Genomic DNA, 13,951 nt, shown 5'->3' on the forward strand with positions numbered 1-13,951 from the left:
GGCTTGTGTTCAACAAAGTAAATTTCATGAAAAATGTGAGAATATTAGGCATATACCTGTTGCTCATGAGGCTTTTGACATAATTGATACTATATCTATTTATAAATTAGTAAAGAATTATGAATTATGGAATAAAAAGTCTTGGATTAGGCGATAGAGGAGATAGTTACCGCTCTGCTGCATTTAATAAGTATAGGTGATTTTTCTGCGGGTATTAATTTATTTACGGGATATAGAGGATTAGATAATCAAGAAGAGGAAAAAAAATCCATGATCTTAAATTCAAGAGGAAACCGCATAAATCCAATTGTTAATGAGACCGATGGTTATGGTAGAAAATTCAAATATGGTTTTACTAATGAAAAGATAGAATTAAAGAATAATACGTTTGTAAAAAAAGTATTGAAGAAATGATGAAATAAAAATAGTAAAAGGAGGAATTACAGGGATGACAATATCTGTTAAATGGAGGTCTGAGCAATTTAATAAATTCTATAGTTTTTCTGGGATGGAAATGAATGGTACCGGTTTTAGTGGAAATGGAATAGGAATAGGCTTTAGTACAGGAAGAATAAATCAGGTTGATATAGAATTGGGATATTTTCTGATACAAGTTTTAAAAGGAAATTAATTTATATAGGTTTGCGTTCTGCTTTAATACAGGTTTGTCAATCACAATATAGTGACTTTGTAACATCAGTCTGCTTTAATTACCCAGGAAAAAATTCAAAAAACATGACCGGAAAGAAATTTCCGGTCATATTAAACAAGATTAAGTGTAAAATTTAGCCTTTAAGGGCAAAAAAGGATAATTCAAATGTGTACAGATTTTTATTGATCTTAATCTATGTTTAATGGTATTGATAATAGTGGAATTTTATTTTTGTGTGCCATTATAGCTGTTTTACTCCGGTGAAACAGAGATTCCACGAGATTGTATTTATAAGGAATCATCGTCAGCAAATCAGGATTGGCCAGCCTGATTTCTTCTTCAATAGCCTTTATCACTTCAAAAGACTGTATCATTTTAAAGCTGTATTTGATATCATCCAGGTCATATCCGGAATTCAGATCGATATCGTGCATGACTTCAGTAAAATCTTCCAGACGTTCGCTTACATTAAATATTTCAATATCAGCGTTGAATTCATTGATGAAATTATAAATATCATTCATCGCAGACCAGGTTATATTTTTATGAGTATCATAGGCAAACAGGATTTTGTGAATGCCTGTATATTCTATATGATCAGGGATAATTAAAGTGGGTTTTTCAATACGATGAATCGTCTGGCCTACAAGAGTTCCCAAAAGTTTTTGCTCAATCGTTTTTTGAGTCATTCCCATGACAATAAAATCTCCGTTATGGGTATGTATGGCATTCTGAAGTTCTTCAATGAAATTACCTGAAGCCAGGTGATGATTAACCGGGATCCGGTACAGGTCACTCAATTCAGCGGCTTTATCAGCAATTTTTTTTTGATTCTTAAGCGTTTGTGCATAGAAAAATTCTGCAGAGGCCTGGGCATTCAGGGCATGTATGGACACACTCTGCAGAGTAAAGAGTATGAGTGTATATTCGTTTTCTTTAGCCATTGAAGCAGCATAATGAGTGGCATTTTCTGCTTCCTGGGAAAAATCTGTACAGACAATTATTGTTTTCATTTGTACCCAATTTGAATACGGCAAAATTATTATAGAAAAGAGCCGGATATATAAAAAATAAAGTGATATTGCATAAAACGATGTTGAAATGTCTTTTTCAGGTGATGAAACGTCACCTTTCATCTTATGCCATTTATTTAACGTTTCACATCCTGTTTTGGCGGTCTCATATAAAATAGACGCTACCCATCTAAAATCTATTTCTATATTTACATTCATAAAGTTCCTTATATGAGTCGGATTTCTAACATTAGAAAAAATATAATCCGGGGTAAGAAAATTCTTTCTGCGATGAAAAGAAGATTGGTGATATGGACGGTAGCCATTCTCACTTTCTGTATTTTTTCTTATCTTATGGATCCCTTTGACCCCGTTTGGGCGGGATATCTGGAATCACCTTTGAAAATGATCGCAGAAGACCTCTTGTGGGTATTTTTTTTCTCAGTAATCATTTCAGAAGTCAGCATATTCATAGATAGTATTCTGAACAGGCTGCTTCCCTGGAAGAACAGGACGGTGAAGAGATTGCTGATCCAATGTATTCTGCAGATCGTAGGGAGTATCCTTATCGTGATTATTGTTAATTTCATCATTGACAGTACTTCTGAAAGTCTTCCTGATATGGACTCCCGGAAGGAATATACATTATTGGGACAATGGGTAGCAACCAATATTATTATTTCTTTAATTATCAGTGCTTTCAATACAGTGGATTATTTATTGGCCAACTGGAAAGAAACGGCTATAGAAGCTGCTCAGCATAAATTAAGAGCTTCCAAACATAAACAGGCCGCTATGGCCGCAGAGCTGCAGGCACTTAAATTGCAGATTGATCCTCATTTTATTTTTAATAACCTGAGCGTATTGTCGGAACTTATTTTAGAAGACCAGCAGCTTGGTTATGAATACTCTGAAAAATTTGCAAAAGTATACCGGTACCTGCTTGTGAATTCCAGAAAAGACATTATTGCCGTAGAAGAAGAACTTAAATTTTTAGACTCCTATATTTTTTTGATTGAAAAAAGAATAGGGGATGGGGTGATATTTAAAATTAATATTCAGGATGAATACCGGTCTATGTATACCCTTCCGCTTTCTTTACAGCTATTGGTTGAAAATGCAATCAAACACAACCAGACTTCCAGAACCAATCCTTTGGAAATTCATGTATATACCCTTCCTACGGGAGAACTGGTGGTTGCCAATACCTTTTTGCCACTGATTAATAAGCCGGATTCCTCAGGAGTAGGGTTGACGAATGTCATCGCAAGATATGATATATTAGGCTATACAAAACCTGTCATAGAAAAAACTGAAGATAAATTTATCGTAAAACTCCCATTGATATGAAGCTGAACAAAATTTTAATAATTGAAGATGAAAAACCGAATGCAGACCGCTTAAAAAGACTTCTTCTAAAGTTAAGACCCCATGTAGAAATCTTATCAGTAGAAGATTCCATCATTTCTGCAGTGCACTGGCTTGAAAATAATGCTGCTCCGGATATGATTATGATGGATGTACGCCTGGCAGACGGATTGAGCTTTGAAATATTTAATAAATTTGAGATCAGAAGCCCTGTGATTTTTACGACAGCTTATGATGAATATGCGGTTCAGGCATTCAAATACAACAGTATAGACTACTTGCTGAAACCAATAGAAGAGGAAGAACTTGAGATCGCATTAAGACGCTATGAAACCTTCATAGAAACGGTCCCTTTTGTAGGAACGGCGATAGAAGGACTCCTTAATTATATCCAGCCTAAAGATTATAGAAAACGATTCCTGATTGCTCATCGGGACGGTTACAAAACCGTTTCAACCGAAGATATCCTGTATTTTTATACAGAACTGGGAATCAGTAAAGCCATGCTGAATACCGGAACCGTTGAAAATGTTCCCCAAACCCTGGAAGAGCTTGAGAAACAACTGGATCCCAAATTTTTTTTCCGGGCAAACAGGCAGTTCATTATTCATATTGATTCTGTAAAGCAGATTTTTAATCATTTTAATGGGAAGCTTAAGCTGGAACTGAGGAAACAACCTGATGTGGAAGTAATTGTAAGCCGCGAGAAGGCATCTGTTTTCAAATCCTGGATGGATTATTAGTTAATTTTAACCACAGATGACACAGATATGCACAGATGTTTGCGGATAATTTTTGTTTATGGATAAGCAGATACGCAGATTTACAAAAATCTATGATCTAGCTTATATGAACATCTCAACGCAACGCTTTTAACTTCAAAAACTGAAGTGTTTAAAAACTTTGGTTTATTTTAACCACAGATGACACGGATATGCGCAGATGATTGCGTGTAATTTTTGTTTATGTATAAGCAGACGGAGATTTACGACGAAAATCTATGATTTTTAAAACTTATGTGAACTTCTTAGCGCTATACTTTTTAACTTTAAAAACTATGGTGTTCAAAAACTTTGTGCTTTTGCGGTTTAATGAAAGAGCTTACTTATAGGCTAAATCGCCTGAATAGCTACTTTTCCCTTCATTTTTGGTATCATACGTTTCACCTGCGATTAATTACGTTTCACCTGATTTCTGCATCAGTATCCTTATGAGATGAACTTATTTTGCTCCTGTAAAATTTAAATCAAATGTTATGAATTACAGAAAAGGATATTGGGCTCTTCCCCTTATCACTGCAACAATATTGTATTCTTGTGGTTCGGGAAATGCTCAGGAAAATTCCCAACAAATGCCGGCCCTGCCTACAGATTTTATTCAGGTAAAATCAGGAGATGAAGATGTTTCTACCGGATATCCGGGGAGTATAGAAGGGCAGGATAATGTAGAAATAAAAGCTCAGGTTACCGGGTATCTTGAAGCGGTATATATCAAAGAGGGACAATACGTTAATAAAGGACAGACATTGTTCAGGATTAATCCATCAGTGTACAATGAGCAGGTTAATACAAATCAGGCGGCCTTAAAAGCGGCCCTGGCAGCACAGGAAACAGCAAGGCTGGAAGTTGAAAAGTTAAAACCGCTTGTAGAGGGAAAAGTAGTTTCCGATATGCAGCTGAAAACAGCACAGGCTAACCTTAAAGCTGCTTCAGCACAGGTAGCTCAGGCACAGTCTTCATTAGGATCTTCAAAGATCAATGCTGGTTTTACTTACATCAAAGCACCTGTAAGCGGGTATATCGGAAGAATTCCCAACAGGATAGGGAATCTTATCAGCCCTTCCGATGCGTCACCTTTGACAACACTTTCGAACATCAATACAGTGAATGTTTATTTCTCCATGAATGAAGCCGATTTCATAGCCCATAGCAGAGCTGCAGCATCAGGAAATAATACGGGAAATGTAGATCTTATTCTGGCAGATGGCTCCATGTATTCTTTGAAAGGAAGACTGGAAGCCGCCAGTGGAAATTTCGACAGAACTACCGGAAGTATACAGATGAAAGCTGTGTTTCAGAATCCGGATAAATTGTTGAGAGCCGGAGGTACAGCGAGAGTAATGATTCACAATGCGTTGGACGGTGTTGTTAAGCTCCCGAAAACTTCAGTGAAAGATATTCAGGATAAATACTTTGTATATAAACTGGAGGGAAAGGATAAAGTGAAGATGACCCAGATTAAAGTTTCGGGAAGTACCACACAGGATTACTTTATAAAAGAAGGAGTGAATGCAGGGGACAAGATCGCAATTAACAGAATTGATGCCCTTACCGATGGGGCACAGGTTGTCGCTAAAGTGGTTCCTTCAAAATAATTTTTATAACCATTCTTAGATTATTCGAAAATGTTAAAAAAGATAATAGACCGTCCTGTACTGGCGACGGTGATATCCCTTATCATTGTTATTTTAGGGATCATAGGATTAAACCAGCTGGCGGTGACCAGGTTCCCGGATATTTCACCACCCACGATTACCGTTTCAGGGTCATATCCCGGAGGAAACAGCGAAACAGTGATACGTTCCGTAGTAACACCGCTGGAAGAACAGATCAACGGGGTGGAGGATATGAGCTATATGAAATCCACCGCGAGTAATGATGGTACATTTACCATTTCTGTTATTTTCAAACAAGGGGTAAATGCAGACCAGGCTGCAGTAAATGTACAGAACAGGGTACAGCAGGCCACTCCGATACTTCCGCAGGAAGTTATACGGATGGGGCTAACCACTTCTAAACAGCAAAACAGTATGGTGCTGATCTTCAATATCTATACAGAAGATAATAAACAATATGACGAAACATTCCTTCAGAACTATGCCAATATCAATCTTATCCCCCAGATTAAAAGGGTAAAAGGAGTAGGGCAGGCGCAGATTTTCGGGGTTAAAGATTACTCGATGAGAATCTGGCTTAATCCACAAAAGATGTCATCGTATGGCCTTGTTCCCGCGGATGTTTCCAATGCCATTGCAGATCATAGTCTGGAATCTGCTCCGGGTAAACTGGGAGAAGAGTCTGATGCGGCATTGGAATATGTGATCCGGTACAAAGGAAAAAAGAATACACCGGAACAATATGAAAATATGATCGTTAAAAATGATGGAACAAATGTAATCCGGCTTAAAGATGTAGCCCGTGTAGAATTCGGGTCTATCAATAACAGTGGAGACAACCTTTCCAACGGAAGGAATGCCGTTACCGTAGCCATCATGCAAACCACAGGATCAAATGCCAATGAAATTGAAATAGGCGTTAATAAAGCCATTGACCAACTGGCAAAATCATTTCCTCCAGGGATAAAATATACCAAGGTAATGAGTACCAAAGAAAGATTGGATGAAGCAACGGGGCAGGTGAAATCTACCTTGTTGGAAGCATTTATCCTTGTATTCATTGTAGTGTTTATTTTCCTGCAGGATTTCAGGTCTACCATTATTCCTGCGATTGCAGTTCCTGTGGCGATTGTCGGTACTTTCTTTTTCCTTCTGGTGTTAGGATTTACCATTAATGTACTGACGCTTTTTGCCCTTGTACTGGCTATTGGTATTGTTGTGGATGATGCTATTGTAGTAGTGGAGGCTGTTCACAGTAATATGGAAGGAACTGACCTTTCGGGAAGAGACGCAACGCACAAGGCAATGAACGAAATTACAGGAGCCGTAATCTCTATTACCCTTGTCATGTCTGCGGTATTTATTCCTATCGGGTTTATGTCGGGATCTGCAGGATTGTTTTATAAGCAGTTTGCTTACACTTTGGCCATTGCTATTATCATTTCAGCGGTTAATGCATTAACGTTGACTCCGGCTTTATGTGCGGTATTCCTGAAAAACCATCATGCAGAAGAAGGCGGAAAAACCAAAGGATTCGGACAACGGTTTGCTGTGGCATTCAATGCAGGATTCAATAACATGACGAACCGCTATGCAAAAGGGGTGAAGTTCTTAATCGGACGCAAATGGATTGCTGCAGGATTAATTGCCGGTATTATAGGATTATCTGCATGGTTGCTGTCAAGTACAACCAAGAGCTTTGTTCCTATGGAAGACGATGGATTCTTTATTTATTCATTAAGCATGCCACCAGGAACAGGGTTGACAAAAACAACGGAGGTTTCCAATAAAATCAATACCATTTTAAAAAGTGTGGAAGCAGTTCAGGAAAACACGTCCATTACAGGATTTAACCTGTTAAGCAACAGTGCCGGTCCTGCGTATGCGATGGGATTTGTAAAATTGAAGCCGAAAAAAGAGAGAGGTGCCGTTCAGGATATTGATGAGATTATGAATATTGTGAATGGAAAACTGTCCGGAATCAAGGAAGGAAGTGTAATGAGTTTCAGAATGCCACCGGTAGAAGGATACGGAGTAACTAATGATGCAGAAATCGTTCTTCAGGATCGTATGGGAAGAGATCCACAGGTTCTTAAGGCTAAGGCAGATGATGTCATCGGACAGCTGATGCAGCTTCCTGAGGTAGCCTATGCATATACGATGTTCAGGGCAGATTACCCTCAGCTGGAGCTTGAAGTAAATGAAGACAAGGCAAAACAGCTGGATGTCAGTGTGGCTAATTTGCTGGGAACGGTACAGACGTATTTCTCAGGAGACCAATCCCAGAACTTTTCAAGATTCGGAAAATTCTATAGGGTGAATATTAAAGCAGACGGGGTTTTCAGAATGGACGAACAGGCTTTCAATGATATTTTTGTGAAAAACGCTAAAGGAGAAATGGTTCCCGTAAACACCCTGATTACTTTGAAAAAAGTCTATGGCCCCGAATCAGTTCAGCGATACAATCTTTATAATTCATTGAACATCAATGTGGTGCCGAAGCCGGGTATAAGTAACGGAGCTTTAATGGATAAAATAGAACCTACATTGAATAAACTCCCGTCCGATTATAGCTTTGAATGGACCGGATTGAGTTTAGAAGAAAAATCAGCAGGAAATCAAACTGTTGTTATCCTTGGATTATGTTTGCTTTTCGTGTATCTGCTCCTCGCAGCACAGTATGAGAGCTATATCCTTCCTCTGGCTGTAATGCTATCCATTCCGACAGGAGTAGTAGGGGCATTCCTGGGGATAAAAGCTATTGGCTTCGACAACAATATTTATGTACAGGTAGGATTGATTATGCTTATCGGATTACTGGCAAAAAATGCCATTCTTATCGTGGAATTTGCTATACAGCGCAGAAAATCAGGGCTATCCATCATAGATTCAGCATTGGAAGGAGCAAAGGCCAGGCTGCGTCCCATTATCATGACCTCACTGGCTTTTATTGTAGGGATGATTCCGCTGATGCTTTCTACAGGAGGAATGGCTTCAGGAAATAAATCAATCAGTGTGAGCGCTGCCATTGGGATGTTGAGTGGAGTTGTTCTGGGCGTATTTGTAATCCCTGTGTTATACATGTTCTTTCAATATCTGGATGAAAAGTTTTCATCAAAAAAGAAGTATCCTGTACTACAAAAACAATTGTCAAATGAGAATATTTAATATAAAGAATTTCCTTATTTCAGGCGCAATGGCATCATTAATGGTGTCCTGTGCCGTAGGGAAAAAATATACAAGAACAGATCTTCAGGTTCCTGAATCATATAAAGAACCGGTGCAGGTAACAGGAGATACCGTAGTTCTTCCCTGGAAAACGTTCTTCAAAGATCCTAAGTTGATAGGGTTAATCGATAAAGCACTGGCCAGAAATAATGAGGTGAATATTGCCTTAAAAAATATAGAACAGCTGGATCTGATCTATAAGCAAGCTAAGTTATCCCTCATGCCAACCCTGGACTTCAGCGCAGGAGCCAATAGAAGCTGGGCCTCTAAGAACAGTCTCAACGGCTCTCTGAATGAACAGTTTTTAGGAACAAAATATATTGATGATTTTAATGCAACCCTTAGGCTTTCGTGGGAAATAGATATCTGGGGGAAAGCTAAAATGCAGAAGGAATCAGCAGCTGCTGAATACTTTGCCCAGAAAGAGAATTTAAATGCGATTAAAAGCCGCATTGTGGTTCAGGTAGCACAGGCTTATTACAATCTGATAGGCTTGGACGAACAGCTGAAAATTGCCGAACAGAATATCGAATTGAGCAATAGTACGCTTACCATGATGAAACTTCAGTTTACGGCAGGCCAGATCAATTCACTGGCAGTACAGCAGTCGGAAGCTCAGAAAAAAACAGCTGAACTATTGATTCCTTTGGCAAAGCAGAATATTTCAATTCAGGAAAATGCATTGAGTATCCTTTGTGGAGAATATCCCACCAAAATTGAAAGAGAAGGAAACCTGAAAGATATGATTCCTGAAAACAAGCTTTCAGAAGGCCTTCCTGCACAGCTATTGAGCCGCAGACCAGATCTGAAGGTTGCCGAATATAACGTCATCAGTCTGAATGCAAAAACAGGATTGGCAAAAGCCGCCATGTATCCAAGCATCAGCCTGAGCCCGCAGATTGGTGTGAATTCTAATAAGTTTAATAGCTGGTTTGATATTCCGGGCTCCATCACGAAAGCCATTGCGGCAAATCTGGTTGCTCCGGTTTTCCAGAAAAAGCAGTTGAAAACCACTTACAAAACCGCATTGATAGAGCAGGAAAAAGCGGCAATCAACTTTAGGCAGGCGGTAATGACGGCTGTAGCTGAAGTTTCTGATGCCATGGCAAAATCTAAAGGTTCTTCCGAAAGATTACTGCTTCTGGATCAGAGGACAGCCATTTTAGATAAAGGAATTAACGATGCGCTTAAGCTGTACAAAAGCGGTATGGCTACTTATCTGGAGGTTATTACCGCACAGAATAACAAACTTCAGAATGATCTGGAAATGATCAATGTAAGTCTTGAAAGGCTCAATGCCGATGTAGAATTGTACAGGGCATTAGGAGGAGGAGCTGAATAATCAGGAATGAAATAAGATATAATTTAGGGGAGGTTACAAATGTAGCTTCCTTTTTTTTAATAAAATATCTGTTGATTATCAGAATTTTATAAATTATTTACATTTTTTTTTAAAATTTCATGCAAGATTTTTGTAAAAAGAGATTTATATCAGTGAGTACTCGAAATAATGAATGTTTAATGAAAAAAATAATGCAATGAAAAAATATACAGTACCCAGGCTTTTATTGGTGGTTCTTATTATGCTGACAGGTTTGTCTTTATTCTCATGTAATAGTGATAGCCCTGAAATCCCACCGGTAAAGCTGGAAGATATTAAAGGAAATTATAAAGCGAGACTTATTACCATACAGGGAAATTTCAGGACAGAGAAAATTATAGGTTTTACAGTAAAGAAAGACACTATAGCATTTGAAGACTTTCCGGTAAGTGAAATTGTAAAATCGGTGATAAAGGATCCGGCAAAGGCTGAAGCCGCCATTAAGGCAATGGGCAAGGTGAAATATGATCTTCAATATAATGCAACAGTCAATGCAGGGAATAATGTGCTGGAGCTTACATTTACCCCTAAAATAATGGAACTTCAGATTCCTGTTGACGGAACGAATAAAAAAGCAATGGTACTATTAAATGCCAAGCAGAAAGGTTTTTATGTAGGAATGGATCAATCATTGAGATTTGCCTTTTCAGCGGATAAAATAACAGTAGACGGGTTGGAAATCAGTCCCTATGATGCCATTAATTATAATCTTCCGTTTTGCATAAAGAATTAAATTATCAGAAATGGATTGCATTTTATCCGGTGCAATCTATTTTTGCTTCACATTTTTAATCAGTATTTAACCGGATAGGGCTGCAGTACATGGAAGAAAATAAAGAACAGATTTTACTAGAACGTCTTCTGATGAAGGATGAAGCTGCCTGGAAGGAACTTTTCGGAGCTTATTCCGGAAATCTGACCTATGTCTGTTCCCGGTATATTGCTGAAAAGGAAGATGTACATGATGTTCTTCAAAACAGTTTTATCAAAATGTTTCATTCCATAAAATCATTTGAATTCAGGGGAAGTGGCTCGTTAAGAGCCTGGATGACAAGAATTGTTGTTAATGAGTCATTACAATATATAAAACAGAAAGCAGATTTCAGATCAACTATCGAAGTGGAAGACCTTCCTGAAATACCCAATGAAGAAGAACCGGATTTTGAAGAAATTCCAAGAGCCGCCATTATGAAAATGATACAATCTCTTCCGGATGGATATAGAACGGTTTTTAACCTGTATGTTTTTGAAAAGAAGAGTCATAAAGAAATTGCCAACATCTTGGGAATCGCGGAAAACTCTTCCGCATCACAATTTCACCGTGCCAAAGGATTGCTTGTTCAGAAAATAAAAGAATTTAAAAATGTCAAAAAAACACAATATGAATAGTGAATGGCTAAACAATCTGCACCGCAGAATGGAAGACCATGAGATGGAGGTTCCGGATGGATTGTGGGATGACATCAGGGATGAATTATTCTCTGAAGAACATGAAATGAAAGGTGTTGCCGGGCTTAGTACTGAAAATCACACGAAAAATAATGCAGCAGGACACAGGCAAAAGAGCAGGACCCTGATGTACCGTATCGGAGGAATGGCAGCGGTTGTAGCCGGATTGGTTTTTTTAGTGATGAACCTGTTTCCGGAAAAAAATGATAAGCCTCTTTCTGGCCTTACTTCAGATTTACAAAAAGAGAGAAGAAAAAATGGTCTTGCAGAAAACCTTACAAATAATGTAAAACCGGAAGCAAGGACGAATCCTGATATTTCACTGACAAAAAATAGTCTTGCTGAAACAAAGGCCGGAAATATTGCAGGTCAAGGATATTATAAAACAGTCCTGAAAAAAGAAAATAAGGATAATGATGGAGCAGCCCGGGAGATAATTGCCATTCAGGAGATAGCAAAAGATTCCCGTAAGGAAATTCAAATAGCTCAAAAACAAACCGGGGCAGATGAAGTAAGCGGTAAAGAAGCGAAAGAAGAGATATTTAAACAGGAAAAATATACTGATAACAAGAAGAATCCGGTTACATCTAAAGCTAAAAAGTCCTGGATGTTGGGAATGCTTACGGGAAATGTTTCTTCCAACACGGCAGAACAGCAGTTTCCGGGATATGCTTCGATGAACGGAAAACCAATGACTGTAGAACAGGTGTGGAGCACTTCAGCATATGAAGACGATCCACTGACAGCAGTATTATTGGCAAACCAGAGCCAGCCGGTAGAAGCCAAGATCCGGCATAGAATACCGGTTACTTTTGGTCTTTCCCTGTATTACAGCTTAGGAAAAAAATGGGGAATAGGGACGGGGCTCAACTATACCAAACTGGTGTCTGATCTTCATTCAGGAAGTACGGCCAACTATATTAAAGGTCAGCAAACCGTCCATTATATTGGAATTCCTGTGCAAGTCAATTATAATGTAATCCGAAAAGGGAAATTCACAGGCTATGTCACAGGAGGAGCATTGGTGGAGAAGCCTGTATCAGGAAGCCTTACGACAACCTATATCGTCAATGATGAGGTTAAAGAGACTTCAAAAGAGCGTTTAGACGACAAACCTTTGCAGTTTTCGGTAAACACGGCGGTTGGGCTTCAGCTAAAAGTTATTGACCGTTTTGGCGTCTATGCAGAACCGGGAATTGGGTATCATTTCAAAGATGACCGCTCACCCAATACGATCTATAAAGAAAAACCTTTGCAATTCAACCTGAAGTTTGGAGTCAGGATACTGCTTGACTGATAGCAGAGGATAACCATTTAAAACAAAACTTAAATATTAACATATGAAAACAAACTTAATTTTTTTTGCCGTAGTGCTATTCGGCATCCTGAATATAAAAGCACAGTGTAATCCTACCGTTACCAGTCCCAGGTTAGGGCTGGTTTATCAGGATAAAATTTTATTCTGTAATACGGAAAATGAAGTGCTTTCTACCCAGACCTACAGCAATTACCAGTGGTATAAACAACAATGGACCTGGCAGACCCCCAATACAAATCCCTGGGTAGCGATTCCGGGAGCAACATCGCAACAATTGACAATTAATGGTTACGATGATCAGCTGTATTATTTTAAAGTTGCTGTTACAGAAGGAGACTGCACGGCAGAAAGCCCGGCCATCATGGCAGACGGATATGTTTACGGACTTCCTTCTATGATCTCTACATTTACTCCCGGCACTTATGAAGAAATCGGACCCGGAGAATTTAACATATGTACAGGAGCTTCCGTGAAATTCGACAACACATTTCCTGCCGTATATGGTATTCATACATGGTTTAAATGTTTCCCAGGCAATATACCCCCATCTGCTAATGATCCTTGTATCATCAGCGGGGTGACAGGAGACTCTTATACGGCTACTGAATCAGGCGAATATGGCTTTTATGCATGTACGGAATACTGCCCTGACCAATGCGAATTCTTGGGAACCAATTCTTTCGTGAAATTAAACTTTGGTGAATGGGATTTCTGCAAAAGTTTAGGAACAGGAGAAATAAAAACCAAGGGGAACAACTTAAAGGTATACCCGAATCCTACGGTACAATTCCTTTATATCGGAAAAGAGTCTGATAAGATATATAAGGAAGTCTCTATCATTGATATGACTGGAAGACTGATCCTTAAAAAAAATGATCATAAGTACAATGAGCCTATTGATGTAAGCAGCCTTGCGCCCGGAAATTATATGATTATTTCCAAAAGCTCAGATGGGAAAAATGAATTTAAAAATAAGTTTATCAAAAAATAAGATTAATAGGATTAAATAATCTTTTCATTAGTGTTTAGTTGTGGTTAGATCGGTGCAAATTTTTTGTGCCGATCTTTTATTTAAATCTTGAGTGAAAAACATGAAATCCTGGTTTTGATATTTTAAAAAATAATGCGTCATGATTTGGCGTATCCG

Annotated in this window: 10 protein-coding genes; 9 read left to right on the forward strand and 1 reads right to left on the reverse strand. The window is 38.5% G+C overall.

Annotated elements, in window-relative coordinates:
• Positions 1–840: 840 nt before the first annotated feature.
• Positions 841–1,665: a universal stress protein gene (locus OK18_RS08275; protein WP_167336357.1), complete on the reverse strand. Its 825-nt coding sequence runs from the start codon at positions 1,663–1,665 to the stop codon at positions 841–843.
• 291 nt (positions 1,666–1,956) lie between these two features.
• On the opposite strand from OK18_RS08275, the gene OK18_RS08280 reads away from it, so the two are divergent.
• From OK18_RS08280 to OK18_RS08320, 9 genes are all read left to right on the forward strand, one after another.
• On the forward strand, positions 1,957–3,015 hold the full coding sequence (locus OK18_RS08280) for a sensor histidine kinase (RefSeq protein WP_228377711.1): 1,059 nt from the start codon (positions 1,957–1,959) through the stop codon (positions 3,013–3,015).
• Complete coding sequence (locus OK18_RS08285; protein ID WP_053327707.1) at positions 3,012–3,776, forward strand: LytR/AlgR family response regulator transcription factor; 765 nt, start codon at positions 3,012–3,014, stop codon at positions 3,774–3,776. The genes OK18_RS08280 and OK18_RS08285 overlap by 4 nt, the downstream gene beginning before the upstream one ends.
• Positions 3,777–4,288: 512 nt before the next feature.
• The gene (locus OK18_RS08290; protein WP_053327708.1) at positions 4,289–5,407 is read left to right on the forward strand and encodes an efflux RND transporter periplasmic adaptor subunit; all 1,119 of its coding nucleotides are present in this window, start codon (positions 4,289–4,291) and stop codon (positions 5,405–5,407) included.
• Positions 5,408–5,437: 30 nt separating this feature from the next.
• The gene (locus OK18_RS08295) at positions 5,438–8,596 is read left to right on the forward strand and encodes an efflux RND transporter permease subunit (RefSeq protein ID WP_053327709.1); all 3,159 of its coding nucleotides are present in this window, start codon (positions 5,438–5,440) and stop codon (positions 8,594–8,596) included.
• Positions 8,583–9,998, forward strand: a complete 1,416-nt coding sequence (locus OK18_RS08300) for an efflux transporter outer membrane subunit (protein ID WP_050021684.1) — start codon at positions 8,583–8,585, stop codon at positions 9,996–9,998. The genes OK18_RS08295 and OK18_RS08300 overlap by 14 nt, the downstream gene beginning before the upstream one ends.
• 196 nt (positions 9,999–10,194) lie before the next feature.
• Complete coding sequence (locus OK18_RS08305; RefSeq protein WP_053329328.1) at positions 10,195–10,770, forward strand: DUF4840 domain-containing protein; 576 nt, start codon at positions 10,195–10,197, stop codon at positions 10,768–10,770.
• Between the two features lie 89 nt (positions 10,771–10,859).
• Positions 10,860–11,426: an RNA polymerase sigma factor gene (locus OK18_RS08310; RefSeq protein ID WP_053327710.1), complete on the forward strand. Its 567-nt coding sequence runs from the start codon at positions 10,860–10,862 to the stop codon at positions 11,424–11,426.
• Positions 11,401–12,783, forward strand: coding sequence for an outer membrane beta-barrel protein (locus tag OK18_RS08315; RefSeq protein WP_053327711.1), 1,383 nt, complete (start codon positions 11,401–11,403; stop codon positions 12,781–12,783). Before OK18_RS08310 ends, OK18_RS08315 begins: the two co-directional genes overlap by 26 nt.
• Before the next feature lie 43 nt (positions 12,784–12,826).
• On the forward strand, positions 12,827–13,795 hold the full coding sequence (locus OK18_RS08320; protein WP_053327712.1) for a T9SS type A sorting domain-containing protein: 969 nt from the start codon (positions 12,827–12,829) through the stop codon (positions 13,793–13,795).
• Positions 13,796–13,951 lie beyond the last annotated feature (156 nt).

This window comes from Chryseobacterium gallinarum (assembly GCF_001021975.1).
Classification (GTDB): domain Bacteria; phylum Bacteroidota; class Bacteroidia; order Flavobacteriales; family Weeksellaceae; genus Chryseobacterium; species Chryseobacterium gallinarum.